At 64.5% G+C, this 17,456-nt stretch carries 20 protein-coding genes; 12 read left to right on the top strand and 8 right to left on the bottom strand.

Annotated features, from left to right (window positions below; translation table 11 throughout):
- Positions 1-88 precede the first annotated feature (88 nt).
- The 5 genes from ACKLLE_RS00690 (at position 89) to ACKLLE_RS00670 (ending at position 4,597) form a co-directional block, all read left to right on the top strand.
- On the top strand, positions 89-1,711 hold the full coding sequence (locus ACKLLE_RS00690; RefSeq protein ID WP_420056413.1) for an NADP-dependent glyceraldehyde-3-phosphate dehydrogenase: 1,623 nt from the start codon (positions 89-91) through the stop codon (positions 1,709-1,711).
- A gap of 146 nt (positions 1,712-1,857) precedes the next feature.
- Positions 1,858-2,319 carry a VOC family protein gene (locus ACKLLE_RS00685; RefSeq protein ID WP_420056412.1) on the top strand — a complete coding sequence of 154 codons (462 nt, stop codon included), beginning with the start codon at positions 1,858-1,860 and terminating at the stop codon, positions 2,317-2,319.
- Between the two features lie 138 nt (positions 2,320-2,457).
- On the top strand, positions 2,458-3,654 hold the full coding sequence (locus ACKLLE_RS00680) for a hypothetical protein (RefSeq protein ID WP_420056411.1): 1,197 nt from the start codon (positions 2,458-2,460) through the stop codon (positions 3,652-3,654).
- Positions 3,655-3,759: 105 nt separating this feature from the next.
- A complete protein-coding gene (locus tag ACKLLE_RS00675; RefSeq protein ID WP_420056410.1) occupies positions 3,760-4,170 on the top strand; it encodes a hypothetical protein in 411 nt (136 codons plus the stop codon).
- Positions 4,171-4,309: 139 nt separating this feature from the next.
- On the top strand, positions 4,310-4,597 hold the full coding sequence (locus ACKLLE_RS00670) for a hypothetical protein (RefSeq protein WP_420056409.1): 288 nt from the start codon (positions 4,310-4,312) through the stop codon (positions 4,595-4,597).
- A gap of 3 nt (positions 4,598-4,600) precedes the next feature.
- Here ACKLLE_RS00670 and ACKLLE_RS00665 read toward each other — a convergent pair whose 3' ends face one another.
- From ACKLLE_RS00665 to ACKLLE_RS00650, 4 genes are all read right to left on the bottom strand, one after another.
- Positions 4,601-4,861, bottom strand: a complete 261-nt coding sequence (locus ACKLLE_RS00665) for a DUF1652 domain-containing protein (protein ID WP_064304608.1) — start codon at positions 4,859-4,861, stop codon at positions 4,601-4,603.
- A gap of 204 nt (positions 4,862-5,065) precedes the next feature.
- A complete protein-coding gene (locus tag ACKLLE_RS00660; RefSeq protein ID WP_420056408.1) occupies positions 5,066-5,935 on the bottom strand; it encodes a pirin family protein in 870 nt (289 codons plus the stop codon).
- 96 nt (positions 5,936-6,031) lie between these two features.
- Positions 6,032-6,934, bottom strand: coding sequence for an alpha/beta fold hydrolase (locus tag ACKLLE_RS00655; RefSeq protein ID WP_420056407.1), 903 nt, complete (start codon positions 6,932-6,934; stop codon positions 6,032-6,034).
- 18 nt (positions 6,935-6,952) lie between these two features.
- Positions 6,953-7,576: a LysE family translocator gene (locus tag ACKLLE_RS00650; protein ID WP_009397010.1), complete on the bottom strand. Its 624-nt coding sequence runs from the start codon at positions 7,574-7,576 to the stop codon at positions 6,953-6,955.
- A 192-nt stretch (positions 7,577-7,768) separates the two neighbouring features.
- Here ACKLLE_RS00650 and ACKLLE_RS00645 point away from each other — a divergent pair, with 192 nt between their 5' ends.
- From ACKLLE_RS00645 to ACKLLE_RS00635, 3 genes are read left to right on the top strand one after another with little or no spacing between them, the layout of a single operon-like run.
- Positions 7,769-8,248, top strand: coding sequence for a GNAT family N-acetyltransferase (locus tag ACKLLE_RS00645; protein ID WP_279897562.1), 480 nt, complete (start codon positions 7,769-7,771; stop codon positions 8,246-8,248).
- Between the two features lie 37 nt (positions 8,249-8,285).
- Positions 8,286-10,013, top strand: coding sequence for a gluzincin family metallopeptidase (locus tag ACKLLE_RS00640; protein WP_420056405.1), 1,728 nt, complete (start codon positions 8,286-8,288; stop codon positions 10,011-10,013).
- Positions 10,010-11,290 (top strand): ComEC/Rec2 family competence protein, encoded by a 1,281-nt coding sequence (locus tag ACKLLE_RS00635; RefSeq protein WP_420056404.1) that lies wholly within the window; start codon positions 10,010-10,012, stop codon positions 11,288-11,290. The genes ACKLLE_RS00640 and ACKLLE_RS00635 overlap by 4 nt, the downstream gene beginning before the upstream one ends.
- Before the next feature lie 3 nt (positions 11,291-11,293).
- Here the strand turns inward: ACKLLE_RS00635 and ACKLLE_RS00630 are convergent, their stop codons facing one another.
- Positions 11,294-12,256, bottom strand: a complete 963-nt coding sequence (locus ACKLLE_RS00630; protein WP_279897565.1) for a bile acid:sodium symporter family protein — start codon at positions 12,254-12,256, stop codon at positions 11,294-11,296.
- Positions 12,257-12,360: 104 nt separating this feature from the next.
- Between ACKLLE_RS00630 and ACKLLE_RS00625 the strand changes: the two genes are divergently transcribed.
- Together ACKLLE_RS00625 and ACKLLE_RS00620 are read left to right on the top strand one after the other, a co-directional pair.
- Positions 12,361-13,137, top strand: coding sequence for an AraC family transcriptional regulator (locus tag ACKLLE_RS00625; RefSeq protein ID WP_420056402.1), 777 nt, complete (start codon positions 12,361-12,363; stop codon positions 13,135-13,137).
- Between the two features lie 62 nt (positions 13,138-13,199).
- Positions 13,200-13,670, top strand: a complete 471-nt coding sequence (locus tag ACKLLE_RS00620) for an FAD/FMN-containing dehydrogenase (RefSeq protein ID WP_420056400.1) — start codon at positions 13,200-13,202, stop codon at positions 13,668-13,670.
- Positions 13,671-13,673: 3 nt separating this feature from the next.
- Here ACKLLE_RS00620 and ACKLLE_RS00615 read toward each other — a convergent pair whose 3' ends face one another.
- The 3 genes from ACKLLE_RS00615 to ACKLLE_RS00605 form a co-directional block, all read right to left on the bottom strand.
- Complete coding sequence (locus tag ACKLLE_RS00615) at positions 13,674-14,876, bottom strand: MFS transporter (protein ID WP_420056399.1); 1,203 nt, start codon at positions 14,874-14,876, stop codon at positions 13,674-13,676.
- A gap of 84 nt (positions 14,877-14,960) precedes the next feature.
- Positions 14,961-15,407 carry an SRPBCC family protein gene (locus tag ACKLLE_RS00610; RefSeq protein WP_420056397.1) on the bottom strand — a complete coding sequence of 149 codons (447 nt, stop codon included), beginning with the start codon at positions 15,405-15,407 and terminating at the stop codon, positions 14,961-14,963.
- An 88-nt stretch (positions 15,408-15,495) separates the two neighbouring features.
- Entirely contained in the window at positions 15,496-15,813 is a 318-nt protein-coding gene (locus tag ACKLLE_RS00605) for a DUF2388 domain-containing protein (RefSeq protein WP_009396993.1), read from the bottom strand.
- A gap of 129 nt (positions 15,814-15,942) precedes the next feature.
- On the opposite strand from ACKLLE_RS00605, the gene ampC reads away from it, so the two are divergent.
- Together ampC and ACKLLE_RS00595 are read left to right on the top strand one after the other, a co-directional pair.
- A complete protein-coding gene (ampC, locus tag ACKLLE_RS00600; RefSeq protein WP_420056395.1) occupies positions 15,943-17,079 on the top strand; it encodes a class C beta-lactamase in 1,137 nt (378 codons plus the stop codon).
- 82 nt (positions 17,080-17,161) lie between these two features.
- Positions 17,162-17,443 carry a peptidylprolyl isomerase gene (locus ACKLLE_RS00595; protein ID WP_064304619.1) on the top strand — a complete coding sequence of 94 codons (282 nt, stop codon included), beginning with the start codon at positions 17,162-17,164 and terminating at the stop codon, positions 17,441-17,443.
- The last annotated feature ends 13 nt before the right edge of the window (positions 17,444-17,456 follow it).

Raw genomic sequence — 17,456 nt, 5'->3', positions numbered from 1 at the left:
ATATTGAGGTGCGCTGGCTTTTTTTTGCAGTGCGGCGTTATTCTCGACTGAAACGTTTCACCCATCAAAGAAAAAGAGGTGTCGTGCCATGGATCGTTTGCTGGATTCGCTGTTTCCCACTGCCGAGGAAATCCCTGAGGCCTGGCGCCTGGGGCCGCCCCTGGAGCAACGCGACTACCTGGTGGACGGCGAACTGCGCCGCTGGGAAGGCCCGCTGGCCACGGTGCGCAGCCCGGTGTGGCTGAAACAGGACGATGGCAGCGAGCAGCAGGTGATCCTCGGCAGTGCCCCGCTGCTGGATGCCGACACCGCCCTCACCGCGCTGGACGCCGCCGTGCACGCCTATGACAAGGGGCGCGGGGCTTGGCCGACGATGCGCGTGGCGGAGCGCATCCGCCATGTCGAAGGTTTTCTCGGGCGCATGCGCCAGCAACGCGAGGCGGTGGTGAAGCTGCTGATGTGGGAAATCGGCAAGAACCTCAAGGACGCCGAGAAGGAGTTCGACCGCACCTGCGACTACATCGTAGATACCATCGGCGCCCTCAAGGAACTGGACCGCCGCTCCAGCCGCTTCGAACTGGAACAGGACACCCTCGGCCAGATCCGTCGCGCACCGCTTGGCGTAGCGCTGTGCATGGGCCCCTACAACTACCCGCTCAACGAGACCTTCACCACCCTGATCCCGGCGCTGATCATGGGCAACACCGTGGTGTTCAAGCCGGCCAAGTTCGGCGTACTGCTCATCCGCCCGTTGCTCGAAGCCTTCCGCGACAGCTTCCCGGCCGGGGTGATCAACGTGATCTACGGCCGTGGCCGGGAAACCGTCAGCGCCCTGATGGCCAGCGGCAAGGTGGACGTGTTCGCCTTCATCGGCACCAACAAGGCCGCCAGCGACCTGAAGAAACTCCACCCCCGCCCGCATCGCCTGCGCGCGGCGCTGGGCCTGGATGCGAAGAACCCCGGCATCGTCCTGCCCGAGGTCGACCTGGACAATGCGGTCAACGAAGCCTTGACCGGCGCCCTGTCGTTCAACGGCCAGCGCTGCACGGCGCTGAAGATCCTGTTCGTCCACGAGCAGGTGGTGGAGGCCTTCCTCGAGAAATTCCAGGCCCGGCTCGCCGCGCTCAAGGCCGGCATGCCATGGACCCCGGGCGTGGGCCTGACCCCGCTGCCCGAACCCGGCAAGATCGACTACCTCAACGGCCTGGTGGCCGATGCCCTGGAGCATGGCGCCAGGGTGCTCAACCCCGGCGGCGGACAGAGCCGCGGTTCGTTCTTCTACCCCGCGCTGCTGTACCCGGTGAGCCCGGCGATGCGCGTCTACCACGAGGAACAGTTCGGCCCGCTGGTGCCGGTGGTGCCGTACCGCGACCTGCACACGGTAATCGACTATGTGCTGGACTCCGATTTCGGTCAGCAGCTCAGCCTGTTCGGGACCAACTCCAGGGATATCGGCATGCTGGTGGACACCTTCGCCAACCAGGTCGGCCGGATCAATATCAACGCCCAGTGCCAGCGCGGCCCCGACACGTTCCCGTTCAATGGCCGCAAGAACTCTGCCGAAGGCACCCTGTCGGTGCACGATGCGCTGCGGGTGTTTTCCATCAGGACCCTGGTGGCCACGCGATTCCAGGAAGCCAACAAGCAACTGATCAGCGACATCATCCGCAACCGCGAGTCGAGCTTCCTCACCACCGATTACATTTTCTGAGCACCGTCCGGCGGGCTTCATGCCCGCCTGTCCTGTGGTCGCACCAACGGATTTGCACTTTTGCCGATCCTGTACAAACATACAGGTCTACGTCCGAATATCGTTTTCGGAACGCGTCCATCGTTTTTGTACAGGAGGAACAGGCAATGGCAGCAAAACCCATCCCCGAGGGGGCGCACAGCATCACCCCCTACCTGGGCATCAAGGATGCCCACCAGGCCATCGATTACTACAAGGCCGCCTTCGGCGCCGTCGAGATGTTCCGTCTCGAAGGCCCGGACGGTCGCATCGGCCACGCCGAACTGAAGATCGGCGACTCCTCGATCATGCTCGCCGAGCCCTGCGACCAGGCCTCGCTGGTCAGCAGCCAGTCGCAGCCGGGGGTTTCCGTCGGGCTGCATCTGTACGTGGAGGACGTCGACGCGCGCTATGCCCGGGCGATCGAGGCAGGCGCCACTCCGGTCAGCCCGGTGCAGGACCAGTTCTACGGTGATCGCAGCGGCACGCTGAAGGATCCGTTCGGCAACCTGTGGTTCGTTTCGACGCACAAGGAGGACCTCAGCCCGGAAGAGATCCGCGCGCGTGCGGCGAAGTTGTTTGGTGGCTAGCAAAGATCCAGAATGCGACGCGGACCCTGTGGGAGCGGTTCACCCGCGATTACGTCGGTGGACTCACCATCGCAATCGCGGGTGAACCCGCTCCCACAGGGTCCGCGTCGCACTTTAATTCGCACCCCAAGGACCTCCATGCGAATCATCGATAAAAACGCCGCCCTGATCCGCAGCCTCACCCCCGCCGAGGACGACCTGCTGCGCGGTTTCAACCGCGGCACCCTGGAAGGGCCGCGCCTGCTCCAGGCCAACCAGTTGCTGATGAAGATCCGTGGCGCGGGGCACTGGCTGGCCTGCGACTGCAATGCCAGGGCGATGCCGGTGCTCAACGTCACCCTGAACAGCCACACCGGCACGCTGTTCCTCAAGAACAACCCCGGCACCGCCGACCATGCCGCCGATTGCCCGTTCATCAAGGATGAGCGCGAAGCCGGCGACAGCGACACCCAGGACACCCCGCCCGCCGCCTGGCTGGCTCCGGATGCGCCGCTACGCCTGCTCGGCGATTTCCGCCGCGCCGCAACCACGGACGCTGCTCCCGGCGTGGCCGGCAGCGGCGACAAGCGTGACCAGCACCGCCTGCTGTCCCTGCTGCTGACCTGGATCGAAGCCAGTGGCCTGAACGTCTATGCCACACACCTGAAAAAGGACCTCACCGCCCAGTTCGCCGAACTGCGCGGGGTCGCCGCGCGCTATCCGCTGATCGAGCGGGTCCCGGCCAGCAACTACCTGGAAACCCGCCTGGACATGAAGCACATGATGATGCTCAAGGCACGCCTGCGGGACTCCACGGTATTCGGCAACCATCGTCGCCATGGGTTGCTGCTCGATTGCGTCAACCAGATCAAGGCGCGCAAGGTGTACAACGAGCGCAGCGAAGACGGCTTCGACTTCCAGGGGCATCACCTGCTCTGGGGTGGTAGCCGCACCCCGGGCCCGTTGCTGGCCCTGGCCCTTTATTCACCGACGAGTGCCGGCAGCCATTTCTACGAACTGATCCATATCGCCAGTGTGCCGGTACTGTCCCGCGGACACCTGTTCCCGGTGTTCCGCGACGAAGAGCGCGAGCCATTGAAAATGCTGGTGTCGCTGATCGACTGGATGGCCGGCAAGGGCGTGCGGGTGACCATGCGCCGACCGGTGATCGGTGGCCAGGTAATGGACGAGCTGGTGCTCAGTTCCGACCAGGACCGGGTGCTGTCCATTTCCCTGACCGAGAAACCCATGGGCCCGGAGCCGGAGGTGGAGCATTTCCGGCGCTACGCCGATTTCAAAGGGCTGGATACCTTCCGCAAATACGTGGCAGGGTTCTTCATGCGCGGGCGGGAATAACCCTATAGCCAAGCGCCACTGGTCGCCGCGCCCACCTGCGTGATCGCACAAATCTCCCCGGGCATCCCCCAATGAAGGGTATCCATGAAAAAAGGGAGTTCGATCATGAAACGTACAGCTTTAGCCGCCCTGCTCTTCAGTGCCCTGCTGGGCGGGCATGCCATGGCCGATACCGGGCCGACCAACCCCACTTCGCCGGGAGTGGGCTCCGGCGTGCCACCGGAGATGCCGGCGCCAGGCAGCACCGACCCGCGCATCCAGGGCAGTGATCCAGGACGCCAGGGTGGTGCGCCAACCGACGGCACGGATCGCACCCGTCCGCCAACCATCGATGATCGCGGGACCGAGCGCGGCAACGAGCGCAACGGCACGGGGAGCGGGTCCGGCATGGGTGGCTCCGGTACCGGCATGGGTGGTTCAGGGTCAGGTAGTGGTACCGGCATGGGCGGGTCCGGTACAGGTACGGGCACCGGCTCCAGTACCGGCAGCGGTACCGGTTCGGGTGGTGGTCAATAACCTGTCTGTCGATGGTTCATCGCCGGTAGCCGTATCGCCGGCGATGGCCCCTTGGCTGAAATATTCTGAGAAAATCTTTCTCCGGCATGGTCTAACCTCCATCAGCCAGCATCCGCCCGCTCAAAGGAGGTGACTACCCATGGCCGCGGCTATCGCCCCCCGTCCACAAACACTGGAAATCGCTTATCTCAGGGATACCCTCCTGGGTGTATTGACCCGTACCGAAGAGTGCCAAGTGCAGCTCGAAGCCCTGAATATCGCCGGCAAGCCCGGCGTGCAGTTGCAGATCACTCCGCCGGTGCCTGAGCGCCTGGAACGGGCCCACACCCTGGTGTTCACCTGGCGCGGCCATCAATGCCGGGGCATCGTGCAGTCGGCACGACAATGCCACGACGGCAGCCTGCAACTGCGACTGGAACTCCAGTAAGGCTCAACGGCCGGTCAGCAGACGGGACACCCTTGCATGCTCGCGCTGCTGGCGAACCCGGCTGACCAACTCGGCCAGCGCCCTGCCATTGGGCAACTCGCTTAACTGGACGTCACGCACGGTCAGCGCCGGACGTCCGGCATCGGCGGGAAAATGCAAGGTCAGCGACATCCCGTCGCTACAGCTCACTTGACAATGATCAGGCAGGAACGCCCCTTCGATCAGTTGGCGCAATTCCAGATCGCACACTCCATGCATAGGCATGATAAAGATCCTCCTCAGACCAGGATGGCCGTCCAAGTCAGAACCTGCCGTGCGCCGGCGTCCAATGGAAAAAAGCCATGTGCAAGCGCTTGCGCCATTGATGCCGGGCATCACCTCATGCCGTCGGATCTTGTACGTCCTGTGCGTGGGAGGGGCCCGCGACGACGTCGGTTCAACGGCGTGTCGCGGGCAGCGGACGAAAGGTCAGGCCCGGGTCATCTGGCCAAAGCGGCCGGCTTGGAAGTCCTCGAAGGCCTGGACGATTTCCGCCTCGCTGTTCATCACGAACGGGCCGTAGCCGACGATGGGTTCATCCAGCGGCTCGCCGCTCAACCAGAGCAGCATGGCATCGCTGTCGGCCTCGATGAGCACCTGGTCACCGTCGCGTTCGAACAGCACCAGCTCTGCGGCGCCGACGCTTTTTTCCGCATTGACCCGGACCGTGCCGCGCAGCACGACCAGGGCAGCATTGCGCCCTTGCGCGCCTGACAAGCGCAGCGATTTGTCTGCCTTCAGTTGCACGTCCAGGACGTCCATTGGCGTGAAGGTCCGCGCCGGGCCTTCATGACCAAGGTACTCGCCGGCAATGACCCGCAGGCTGCCGGCCTCGTCCGCCAGGGCAACCCGTGGGATATCCGCGTCCAGCAGCGTTTGGTAGCCCGCCGGTGCCGATTTGTCGCGGGCCGGCAGGTTGACCCAGAGCTGGACCATTTCCAGCATGCCGCCGCTCCTGGCGAACGATGGCGCATGGAATTCCTCGTGGATGATCCCCCCGGCGGCGGTCATCCATTGCACGTCACCCGGGCCGATGAAGCCGCCGGCACCGCTGGAGTCGCGGTGCTCGAGTTCGCCCTGGTAGACGATGGTCACCGTCTCGAAACCGCGATGGGGATGCTCGCCCACGCCACGCCGGGCGCTGGTCGGTGAGAAATGCTGCGGCCCGGCATAATCCAGCAGCAGGAACGGGCTGATATGCCGCGCCAGATTGTCGTAGCTGAACAGACTGCGCACCGGAAAACCGTCGCCGACCCAATGGGCGGGCGGGGCTTGGTACACACCTTGGATCTTCTTCATGAGAAACCTCCTCGTTGCATGGAAAACACCATACCCATGCAAACAAAGCGGCGGTAGAGGGCAAAAAGCGCCTTCACTGTTCTACTGATGGAACGATCAGGCCGTTTTGAACTGCGGCTCCGCAGCGGCCTGCAACAGCCAGGCTTCGACGCGGTGGGCGCTTTCGTGAGGGTCCTCCTGCATGAAGCAGTGCCCGCCAGCGACCTTTTGCGGCACCACGTTCGGGTTAAGGCGGGCCCAGCGCGCCAGGGACAGCGGGACGAAGGGGTAGGTCTGCTCGCCATGCAGCACCAGGGTCGGGGTCTGCACACGAGACAGCGACGCCCACATGCGTTTCGGAAAGGAACTGAAGATTTCCACTTCGCGGCTCGGTCGACAGCGCAGCACCACGCCCGCACCGCACTCGCCGATGGCATGGGTGACATACGCCTGCAAAGCCGCTTCGCTCCAGCCCTTGAAGATACCGCGGCCTTGCAGCGAATCATGCGCCGCCTGGCGATCGGGCCAATAGCTGCGGCGGGTCGCGGCCTTGCGTGCCAGGCCATGGCGACGATGCATGCCGAACCAGCTGGCCACCCCCATCACGCCGATCATCGAGCGGCTGAACACCACCGGATCGAGCAGCACGGCACGCTGGAACAGCCGCGGTTGCAGTTCCAGCATGAGCCCGGTCAGCACCCCGCCAAAGCTATGGCCAACGGCGAAACAAGGCACGTCCCCATACTCCCCGCGACCGGCATCGAAGGCTTCCAGCGCCAGTTCGGCACTGCGGTTCCAGCCCACGAAGGGCCCGCCGTGATCGCTGTCGCCATGGCCCTGCACGTCGCTCAGCCACAGGTCGAAATGCACCGCCAGCAACTCCAGCAGTGGCTGGTAGGCCAGGCAGCAGAAGCCGTTGCCATGGATGAAATGCAGCAGCGGCTTGCCGCTGGCCGGCGAACGCCAGCCGCGCAGGGTGAAGCGTTCGGCGCAATCATGCGCCCAGGGGATCAGTTCCATCGGGGCTCGCAGCGGGATTCAGGAAAAACCCGATTCTACAAACACCAGCGGATACAGCGAAAGCACCAGCAGTGTCGCCATCAGCAGGTTAAACAGCCGAAGCCGGCGGGGATCCTGCAAGAACCGCCGCAAGGCGCTGCCGAACATGACCCAGACACACACCGACGGCAGGTTGACCAGGCAGAACACCAGGGCGATGACGATGACATTGACCAGGTAACCCTGGGCCGGCGTATAGGTGGTGATCGCGCCGACCGCCATCACCCAGGCCTTGGGGTTGACCCACTGGAACGCGGCCGCACCGAAGAAGCCCAGGGGCTTGCGGCTTTGCGGCGAGGCCGCCGACATCGGACCGGACGTGGCGATCTTCCAGGCCAGGTACAGCAAGTAGGCCGCCCCGACATAGCGCAGCACCGTATAGATCACCGGATAGACCTTGAACACTTCGCCCAGGCCCAACCCCACCGCCATCACCATGACCATGAAACCGATGCTCACACCCAGCGCATGCGGGACGCTGCGACGCACGCCGAAGTTCACCCCGGAAGCCATCAGCATGGTGTTGTTCGGGCCGGGTGTGATGGACGAAACGAAAGCGAACAGCACGAAGGCTGACAGCAGGTTCAGGGAGGTGAGCAGCATGGCGGTCGATCCTGGTTGTTGTGGGATCCACCCTACAGTGCACGGGCGAACGCAGACCGGTACAGCCAGGGAGAATTAATCAGGTACACCACAGTGTTAAGCGCCTGCATGGACTTCCGGGCTGCGGGCAGCCTCTACAACGCGGTTGTTCTGGACTACGATGTCGCCACCCTTTTCCTACGGGACTTCTCCATGCCTCTGAACATCCGCCCTGCCCGCCCCGAAGACGCTGCCCAGATCCTCGCCTTCATCACCGAACTTGCCGACTACGAACGTGCCCGCCATGAGGTGGTCGCCACCGTCGAGCACATCCAGCGCAGCCTGTTCGCCGCCGACAGCAGCGCCAGGGCGCTGATCTGCGAACGCGACGGCCAGGCGATCGGCTTCGCGGTGTATTTCTTCAGCTACTCGACCTGGCTGGGGCAAAACGGCCTGTACCTGGAAGACCTCTACGTCACGCCGGAAGCCCGTGGCACGGGCGCAGGCAAATTGCTCCTGCGGCACCTGGCGCGACTGGCCTGCGACAATGACTGCGGCCGCTTCGAGTGGAGCGTGCTGGACTGGAACCAACCCGCCATCGACTTCTACAAATCCATCGGCGCCGAGCCCCAGGACGAATGGGTACGCTACCGCATGGACGGCGAAACCCTGCGCGCCTTCGCCAGGGGCTGATGGCGCGACCACAAGGGACTGCCCGGGATAACCACACATGGCCGTGAAAGCTAATACCCAGACCTTTACCATCCTCGCCCAGGACCCGGCGGTGCAACGCGCGCCCGGGCAGCCGCTGTTCGCCCGGGTTTCCGTGCCCCTGGAACGGCTGGCCGACGGCCCCACCGGCTACCGGGTCAAGGTGGTCGATTTCGATGCCGACGCCAATCGCCTGTACCTGCCGCATCACTACCAACAGGCACCGGACGACAAGGCGATCGATCCCTTCGATCCGCCGGATGCCAGCCTGCTCGGACGCCCGGATTTCCATTGCCAGCAGGTCTATGCGGTGATCATGCGCACCTTGGCGCGCTTCGAACTGGCCCTGGGGCGACGTGTAGCCTGGGGCTTCGACGGCCATCAATTGCATGTGGTGCCCCATGCCTTCGTCGAGGCCAACGCCTTCTATTCCCGTGAAGACCGCGCCCTGCTCTTCGGTTACTTCCAGGATGACCAGCAGGACTGGGTGTTCACCTGCCTGTCCCACGACATCGTCGCCCACGAGACCACCCACGCCATTCTCGACGGCCTGCGCGCCGGCTTCATGCGTGCCTCGGGCCCGGACCAGGCGGCTTTCCATGAGGGCTTCGCCGATGTGATCGCGCTGCTTTCGGTGTTCTCCCTGCGCGAGGTGGTCGAGTTCGCCCTGACCTGCCACCGCGGCCTGCCGATCCAGCGCCAGGGCAGTGTCCGCCTGGTCGACGGCGCTTCGCTGCAGATCGATGCGCTGGCCGATACCCTGCTGTTCGGCCTTGGCGAACAGTTCGGCCAGGCCGTTAGCGGCCTGCGCGCCAACCCGCTGCGCCGCTCGGTGCAACTACGTCCTTCCACCGCCTGGCTGGAGAGTGCCGAGTACGACGAGCCTCACGCCCGCGGCGAAATCTTTTCCGCCGCCATGCTGCGCTGCATGCTGGAACTGTGGGTGGCGCGCTGCCAGGACCTCGGCACCTTCGGCGACAACCTGTATAACCTCGACGCGGTCATCGATGAGGGCGCCAAGGCCGCGGACCAGTTGCTGACCATCGCCATCCGCGCCCTCGACTATTCACCGCCACTGGACCTGGAGTTCGGCGACTACCTCGCCGCGCTGCTGACGGTCGATACGCAAGTGGCACCGGACGATTCGCGTTTCAGCTACCGACAGATCATCCGCGACACCTTCGCCGCCTATGGCATCCAGCCCCCTGCCGGACGCACCGACCCGGATGGCTGCTGGCTGACGTTCGCCGACAACGACAAGGTGCGCTATCAGAACAGCCATTTCGACTCGATGCTGCGCGATTCCGAGGAAGTGTTTCGGTTTCTCTGGGAAAACCGCGAAGTACTGCAGATCGACGAGCGCGCCTACACCGAAGTGGTCTCGGTGCGCCCCAGCCTGCGTTTCGGACCGGACGGCTTCATCCTGCGCGAGACCGTTTGCGAGTTCACCAGCCGGATCAACCTGTTCGGCGCCGAGTTCACCTCGGTGTTCAAGGAGCCGCGTCCCGAGTGGCTGAAATCCACCACGCCATTCACCGTGTATGGCGCCGGCACCTTGATCTTCGACCAGTACGGGCGGATCAAGTACTGCATCCAGCGTCCGCTGACCGACGCCCGCTGGCAGGTACGTCGCCTGGAGTGGCTGTACGGCCCCGGCAGCGATGCCGTGGAGCCCGGCTCCGCCGCCGACCTCACCCGTATCCACCGCGCCCGGGCCATGCAAGTGCCCTCGGAGACCCGTCCATGAGCCCGATCCGCCTGCACCTGTTCGCCTACCAGGTCGGTTTCGGCGACTGCTTCCTGCTGCGCTTCGTCTACCCGGACGACACTCGCCGCCATCTGTTGATCGACTTCGGCACCGTCGGCATGCCCGCCGGTGTCGACAAGGCCACGCAAATGCTGCGTATCGCCAACGACATCGCGGACAAGTGCGCCGGCAAGCTCGACGCCCTGGTCGCCACGCACCGGCATGCCGACCATATCAGCGGGTTCGACCCACTCAAGAAGGGCAACGGCCCCGGCAGCATCATTGCCCGGTTGAACCCCGATGTGGTGCTGCAACCCTGGACGGAACAGCCGGACCTGGCCGAAAACGCCACTGCCCCGCTGGCCGCAGGCCATGCCCAGGCCCTGGCCGGGATGAACGAGGTGGCGCGCCGGTTGAAAGCGCGGCTGGATACCGGGCCCAAGGGACTGGCGCCGGAGCTTAACCGGCGCCTGGGCTTTCTTGGCGAGAACAACATCGCCAACAAGGGCGCGGTGAACAACCTGATCGCCATGGGCACCCGCCCGGGTGCCCGGGCGGTCTACGCCCATTTCGGCAGCGACGACCCGCTGAGCGATGTGTTGCCGGGAATTCGCACGCGGGTGCTCGGCCCGCCCACCGTGGAGCAAAGCGCCGAGGTCCGCCGGGAACGACGCACCGATCCGGAGTACTGGCTGCGCGCACCCTTGCTGTTCGCCCGCAAGAGCAGCGCTGGCAGCGCGGCCTCGCCCTTCCCCGACGCCCCCGGGATACGCGGTAGCAAGTTGCCGCAGAGTGCCCGCTGGATTGCCGGAAGGGTGCGTGAGGCCAGGGGTGCGCAGTGGTTGTCCATCGTCACCGCGCTGGACAAGGCGATGAACAACACCAGCCTGATCCTGCTGTTCGAGGCCGGCGGCAAGAAACTGCTGTTTCCCGGCGACGCGCAGATCGAGAACTGGCGCTATGCCCTCAACCAGCCGGAGATCGCTGAACTGCTGAAGTCGGTCGACCTGTACAAGGTCGGCCACCATGGCAGCCTCAATGCTACGCCGAAGACGCTGTGGAACGGCTTCAGCAAGAAAGGTGAAGCGCAAACTGCCGGGCGCCTGACCAGCGTGCTGTCCACCCTGCCCGGCCAATACGGCGGCAAAAGCGCAGGCGCCAACACCGAAGTGCCGCGGGTGCCGCTGCTCAACGAACTGGCCAAGGACTCCGACCTGCATGACACCCACAGGCTGGCAGCGGACGCGCTGTATGACGAAGTGATCCTCGAACTCTGAGTGTCACTCCCGCACCGCATAGCGCTGCGCCAGTACCGCGCACACCATCAGCTGGATCTGGTGGAACAGCATCAGCGGCAGGATCAGCGTCCCCACTGCGCCACCGGCGAACAGCAGCTGCGCCATCGGTACGCCGGTGGCCATGCTTTTCTTCGAGCCGGCAAACAGGAGGGTGATGCGGTCTTCCAGGCTGAACCCGAGCCAGCGCCCCAGGCTGCGGGTAGACCACAGCACCAGGGCGAGCAGCAGGCAGCAGACCAGGGCCAGGCCAAGCAGCTTCGAGGGCGGCACCGATCGCCACAGCCCGCTGACCACCGCATCGCTGAACGCGGTATAGACCACCAGCAAGATCGAACCCTGGTCCACCGACTTCAGCCAGCCGCTATTGCGCGCCACCCAGGCACCGAGCCACGGACGGGCCAGTTGCCCTGCAACGAAGGGCACCAGCAGTTGCAGGATGATCGCCCACACCGCCTGCAGGTTAGAGCCGCTATCGCCCTCCACGCCCATCAGCAGCATCACCAGCAGGGGCGTCAGCACGATGCCCAGCAGGCTCGAGCCCGCCGCACTGCAAATCGCCGCCGGCACGTTGCCCCGGGCCAGCGAAGTAAAGGCGATCGCCGACTGCACCGTGGCCGGCAATGCGCACAGATACAGCACGCCGAGGTACAGGGCATCGCCCACCAACGGCAGGATCAGCGGCTTCAACAACAGCCCGAACAACGGGAACATGACGAAGGTGCAGGCGAACACCAGCAGGTGCAGGCGCCAATGTCCCGCCCCGGCGAGCACCGCCTCGCGCGAGAGCTTGGCGCCGTGCAGGAAGAACAGCAGGCCGATAGCCAGATGGGTCAGGGTTTCGAAGACTGCCGCTGCGTTACCGGAGGCCGGCAGCCAGGTAGCGATGGCGATCACTGCGAGCAAGGCCAGGGTGAAGTTGTCGAAGAGCAACCGCAGGTGTTTCATCGGGTGTTTTCCACGGGTTGTTGTGAGGTGCGCAAGACGATAGGGTGTTCGCCACGTTCCGGCTAACGCCAGAAACCCGGTAATGTCGTCGAATGGACAAAATCATGCACTTGGATGAGCTCGCCAGCCTGCCCCGCCCGCTCTACGGGCAGCGCGACAGCTTGCCGAACATCGCCCTGGACTACCGGCATCGGCATGCCTGGGGCCAGCTTTCCCATGCCCTGCACGGCGTATTGCAGGTGCATACCGATAACGCCCGGCTGGTGGTGCCGCCGCACCGCGCGGTGTGGATTCCGCCCGGTTCGATGCATCGGGTCGAAAGCACGGCCGATGCCTGTATCCGCAGCCTCTATATCGATGCTGCGCAGTCGCCGTGGCCGGGCCTGGAGTGCCGGGTGATTGCCGTCGATCCGTTGCTGCGCGAGCTGATCCGCGCATTCAGCGAGTTGCCGGTCGAGTACGACCAGGAGGCCGCCGATGGACGCCTGGCGCAGGTCCTGCTGGACCGCCTGTGCCTGGCCGAACAGCTTGACCTGGTCCTGCCCCAGCCCCGCGACCCGCGCTTGCGCGCCCTGTGCCGCCAGGCCACGGCACGGCCTTGGGCGGATATCCGGCTGGGCGAGGCCAGCCGCAAGGCCGGCGTCAGCGAAAAGACCTTCAGCCGACTGTTTCTCAAGGAAACCGGGATGACCTTCCGGACCTGGCGCCAGCGCATGCGCCTGGTCAGCGCCCTGCCGGCACTGGAGCGCGGCGAACGGGTTACCGACGTGGCGCTGGCCTGCGGCTATGAATCGCTGTCGGCATTCAGTGCGGCATTCGCCAGGCTGTTCGGCTTGTCTCCCGGCGAACTGGCCCGGGGCGGCAGCATGACGCAGGCCTGAATGAGAAGCGCTTGCTATGCTGGCGCAGCGATTTTCCCGTCACTACAACAAGGAATCGACCTTTGAAAGCTGCCTGCGTACTGCTTCTGGGCCTTTTGCCCCTCATGGCCAACGCCGCGCAAGTCGGCGAGCGCCTTGCGCCCTTCACCCTGAACGACCAGCATGACCAGGCGTTCACCCTCGACGCCAGCACCCGGGTGTTGCTGGCCGCCAGCGACATGGACGGCGCGAAGCTGGTCAAGGCCGCGCTGGCCGACCGGCCCAAGGGCTGGCTGGAAGCGCGCCACACGGTGTTCGTCGCCGATATCCAGGGCATGCCAGCGCTGATCGGCAAGCTTTTCGCCATACCGAAGATGCGCGACTACAGTTACCGCGTGGTGCTCGATCGCGAAGGCCAGGTGGTTCCGCAGTACGCAGTGCCTGCGGGCCAGGTGCAATGGCTGCAACTGGAAGACGGCAAGCTGGTGTCGAAGCGTTCGTTCAGCGATGCCGAGGCCCTGGGCAAGGCCCTTGCCGAGCTGCCGCAAGGCTGAGCTTCACGCCTCCAGGCCGCGGTCCACGAACCAGGTCAGCGGCAAGGTCAACATCAGGGTCGCCGCCAGTACCATCAAGGCCAGCGGCATCCCGCCAAGATCACCCAGGCGCCCGAAAACGATGGGCGCCAGTGCCCCGCCACCGATGGTCCCGGTATAGAACAGGGCAAAGGCCTGCTCGCGCTGCCCCGGCGCAGCCAGTTCCGGAACCACACCGTAGAGCACCGACGAGGTGCCGTTCAGGACCAACCCCAGCAGCGGCAGCAGGATCATCAAGGCATTCAACGGCAGGTACACCGCAGCGACGATCAGTGCAGCGGTCAACGACTCGCTGAACCACACGGTTTTCAACAGCCCGACCCGTGCACCCAGGTAGCCGCAAATCAACTTGCCGAAAGCGCCGCCGATAAACAGCAGCGTCAGGGCCAGGCCGATACCGGCGGTACCGGCACCCTTGTCGCTGAGCAGGAATGGCAGGAAGGTGAGGAAGCCCATGCGCACCGCACTGTCGAGAAACCCGGTCGCCAGCAGGGCGCGAAGGCCGCCCGGCGAGCCCTTGCCCTCCCCGATCCCGGCCTTGCCGGCAGTGGTGGCGGACGGGTCGATATGACGGGGTATCAGCAGGTACATGCCCAGCGCAGCCAACAGGCCCAGCACGCCGGCCAGGGTCACGCTGAGGCGCCAGCTCATCACTGTCAGCGACACACCGACCAATGCCGGAACCAGGGTCTTGCCGATATCACCGGCGAAGTTGTAATGCGATAGCGCCTGCTTCACCTGGCGCCCCGGCGCATGGGTATCGGTAACCAGCGAAGAGGCCAGCGGATGCTGGGTGCTGGCACCCAGGCCACCCAGCACCAGCGCCGCCAGCAAGGCTGCCAGCCCGCCAGCCTGGCCGGCCAGCAGATAGGCCACGCCCGCCAGCGCAGTGCCGCCGATAAGCAAGGCCCGCCGTCCGAAGCGCCTGGCTGCGCGACTGGCGAGTAATTGAAAGCCGGCCATGGTTGCGGAGTACGCGCCGCGCATCAGGCCGATCTGCGCGTAGCTGAGCCCGAACTGGGTTTGCCAGATCGGCAGCAGGACATAGATCAGGTCGGTCAGGCCATCGTTGACGGCATGGGCACCGCACGCCGCCAGCAGGGCGCGGCGGCGCGGGGAAGCGGTTTGGGTCTGGCCTGAAACAGCGGCCGGGCAGGCATCGGACATGACTGGCAATCCACTGCTAATTGGATCCACTCATTAAAACAGTAACAAAATATTAACGCGACCCTGTTTTTCGGGCCGCTTTCATCAACCCGGAATTTCCGGCTCGACCAGATTGGCCAACTGGTTCAGAGATTCCTGCCAGCCCAGGTAGCAGCTTTCCAGGGGGATGAGATCAGGCAAGCCTGCCTGGACGATAGTCACCTCGGTGCCGCACGAGACGCTGTTGAAGGTGATGGTGACGGTGATTTCCCCCGGCAGGCCGGGATCGTCGAAGCGATCGGTATAGCGGATGCGTTCGTTCACCAGCAATTCCTGGTATTCGCCGCCGAAGGCGTGGCGCTGGCCGCTGGAAAAATTGCTGAACGACATTTTGTAGGTGCCGCCGACCCGCGCATCGAGATGATCGACCTTGCAGGTGAAGCCATGGGGCGGTAGCCACTTGGCCATGGCGTCGGCATCGAGGAAAGCACGGTAGACCCGCTCGACGGGGGCCTTGAAGACACGGTGCAGGCGCACGGCATTGTTGCTCATGGACGCTATCCTTGTGGTTTATCCGGACGAGGCTATCAGTGAAGCCCAGCCCCGCGACAACGTCCAGCCGTGGCCTGCACCGGCCCTGTCAGCGCTCGCTTTCGAAGCGGTCGCTGACCAGGATCGCCTGCGCCAGCTCTTCATCGCTGGCCTGCAGGCCAGGGTTTTCCTGGCGTACACGCTGCAACACGGCTTCCAGGTAGGCGCCGCGGATCGCGCCACCGCTGGCCACGAAGCTGGACGCCTCGTCCCGGGCCGGGATGATGCGCTTGTCGTCCTTGAAGGTGGAATACAGCGAGGCCGAGACGCCGGCCGAGGTGGCGACATCACCTGCGTCCACGCGGGCCAGCGCCGAACCAACAGGCAGGCAAAGCAACAATGAAGATACGAGCAAAATACGCCGCATGACGAAGTCCTCCGGTCTACCTGAACGGAATTGTCAGGTATTACCCAGTCTAGGATTCATTTCCCCGGGTCGGAGTTCCCTAGCGGGTTCTGCTAGGGTGGCGGTTTTTCCGCCGTGGACCCTTCGTCAATGCGCTTCCCCACCCTCCTCCTGCTATGTACCTGCCCGCTGCTTGCCGTGGCAGACCCTGCCTTCGACAGCCAGGTGCGCAGTGCCGCCGAACGCGTCATGCGCGACAACGGCGTCGCCGGCCTGGCGATCGCCATCAGCGACCATGGAAAACAGTACTTCTACGAGTTCGGCGTGGCCGACAAGGCCACGGGGCAAGCGGTCAGCCGCGACACCCTGTTCGAGCTGGGCTCGATCAGCAAGACCTTCACCGCCACCCTCGCCGCCCGGGCGCAGATCGACAAGCGCCTGTCGCTGCACGCCAGCGCCGCCGAATACCTGCCGGAGCTGGCGGGCACTGCATTCGGCAGGCTGAGCCTGATCAACCTGGCCACCCACAGCAACGGCGGCATGCCCCTGCAACTACCGGAGGGAATCTCCAACCAGGCGCAGTTGTTAGACTGGCTCAGGCACTGGCAACCCGAGCATGCAGCGGATGGCTGGCGTGCCTATGCCAACCCGGGGATCGGCATGCTCGGGGTGATCACCGCACGGCAACTGGGCACCTCGTTCGTCAGCGCCATGCAGGAGCAACTGCTGCCGGAGCTCGGCCTCGAACACACCTACGTGCAGGTCCCGGCCAGTCAGCAGGCGCTCTATGCCCGCGGATATGACAAGAATGACGCTCCCGTGCGGGTCAACCCAGGGGTGCTGGCCGACGAAGCCTACGGCGTCAAAAGCAGCAGCCGCGACATGCTGCGCTACGTCGAGGCCCATCTTGGCCGGGTGCAACTGGCCGCGCCGCTGAAGCAGGCGCTGGACGACACCCGCCGCGGCTACTACAAACGCGGCGCGATGACCCAGGACCTGATCTGGGAACACTACGATTACCCCCTCGCGTTGCAGACCTTGCTCGATGGCAATGACAACCGCTATGCGCTGGCCGGCAGCCCCGTAAACGCGATCAATCCACCGTTGGCACCACAGTCGAAAGCCTGGGTGAACAAGACCGGGGCCACCAACGGTTTTGGCGCCTATGTGGCGTTCGTGCCGGAGCAGCAACGCGGAGTAGTGTTGCTGGCCAACCGCAATTATCCGAACGGGGAGCGGGTGAAACTGGCCTGGCGGTTGTTCGAGTTGCTGGATGAGCAGCGGTAGACCTAAGGGCTTGCAGATTTGCAGGAGAATTCGCACAGCAATTCCGGTAGGCTCTGGCTTTTCCCAACAGGAGTACTTCCCCATGGCCCGAGCCACTGCCCGCCACATCCTCGTCAGCAGCGAAGACAAGTGCAACGAACTTAAGGCACAGATCGAAGCCGGCGCGGACTTCGCCGAAGTCGCCAAAGCCAACTCCACCTGCCCGTCCAGCCGCCAGGGCGGCGACCTGGGCTCCTTCGGTCCGGGCCAGATGGTCAAGGAATTCGATACCGTGGTGTTCAGCGCCCCGATCAACGTGGTGCAGGGTCCGGTGAAAACCCAGTTCGGCTACCACCTGCTGGAAGTGACCAGCCGCCAGGACTGATCGGTCTTGATTG

The sequence above is a fragment of the Pseudomonas bharatica genome (genome assembly GCF_048586865.1).
GTDB classification, from domain to species: Bacteria; Pseudomonadota; Gammaproteobacteria; order Pseudomonadales; family Pseudomonadaceae; genus Aquipseudomonas; species Aquipseudomonas bharatica.
Note: the sequence above shows the minus strand (reverse complement) of the source record. Positions and strands in the feature narration are given on the sequence as shown.

Coding starts and splice junctions, on each gene's coding strand:
- ACKLLE_RS00625 (WP_420056402.1), top strand. CDS start 12,361: ATGCACTTGGATGAGCTCGCCAGCCTGCCCCGCCCGCTCTACGGGCAG.
- ACKLLE_RS00690 (WP_420056413.1), top strand. CDS start 89: ATGGATCGTTTGCTGGATTCGCTGTTTCCCACTGCCGAGGAAATCCCT.
- ACKLLE_RS00640 (WP_420056405.1), top strand. CDS start 8,286: ATGGCCGTGAAAGCTAATACCCAGACCTTTACCATCCTCGCCCAGGAC.
- ACKLLE_RS00595 (WP_064304619.1), top strand. CDS start 17,162: ATGGCCCGAGCCACTGCCCGCCACATCCTCGTCAGCAGCGAAGACAAG.
- ACKLLE_RS00650 (WP_009397010.1), bottom strand. CDS start 7,576: ATGCTGCTCACCTCCCTGAACCTGCTGTCAGCCTTCGTGCTGTTCGCT.
- ACKLLE_RS00660 (WP_420056408.1), bottom strand. CDS start 5,935: ATGAAGAAGATCCAAGGTGTGTACCAAGCCCCGCCCGCCCATTGGGTC.
- ACKLLE_RS00605 (WP_009396993.1), bottom strand. CDS start 15,813: ATGCGGCGTATTTTGCTCGTATCTTCATTGTTGCTTTGCCTGCCTGTT.
- ACKLLE_RS00670 (WP_420056409.1), top strand. CDS start 4,310: ATGGCCGCGGCTATCGCCCCCCGTCCACAAACACTGGAAATCGCTTAT.
- ACKLLE_RS00685 (WP_420056412.1), top strand. CDS start 1,858: ATGGCAGCAAAACCCATCCCCGAGGGGGCGCACAGCATCACCCCCTAC.
- ACKLLE_RS00680 (WP_420056411.1), top strand. CDS start 2,458: ATGCGAATCATCGATAAAAACGCCGCCCTGATCCGCAGCCTCACCCCC.
- ACKLLE_RS00655 (WP_420056407.1), bottom strand. CDS start 6,934: ATGGAACTGATCCCCTGGGCGCATGATTGCGCCGAACGCTTCACCCTG.
- ACKLLE_RS00665 (WP_064304608.1), bottom strand. CDS start 4,861: ATGCCTATGCATGGAGTGTGCGATCTGGAATTGCGCCAACTGATCGAA.
- ACKLLE_RS00610 (WP_420056397.1), bottom strand. CDS start 15,407: ATGAGCAACAATGCCGTGCGCCTGCACCGTGTCTTCAAGGCCCCCGTC.
- ACKLLE_RS00645 (WP_279897562.1), top strand. CDS start 7,769: ATGCCTCTGAACATCCGCCCTGCCCGCCCCGAAGACGCTGCCCAGATC.
- ACKLLE_RS00615 (WP_420056399.1), bottom strand. CDS start 14,876: ATGTCCGATGCCTGCCCGGCCGCTGTTTCAGGCCAGACCCAAACCGCT.
- ACKLLE_RS00675 (WP_420056410.1), top strand. CDS start 3,760: ATGAAACGTACAGCTTTAGCCGCCCTGCTCTTCAGTGCCCTGCTGGGC.
- ACKLLE_RS00635 (WP_420056404.1), top strand. CDS start 10,010: ATGAGCCCGATCCGCCTGCACCTGTTCGCCTACCAGGTCGGTTTCGGC.
- ampC (WP_420056395.1), top strand. CDS start 15,943: ATGCGCTTCCCCACCCTCCTCCTGCTATGTACCTGCCCGCTGCTTGCC.
- ACKLLE_RS00630 (WP_279897565.1), bottom strand. CDS start 12,256: ATGAAACACCTGCGGTTGCTCTTCGACAACTTCACCCTGGCCTTGCTC.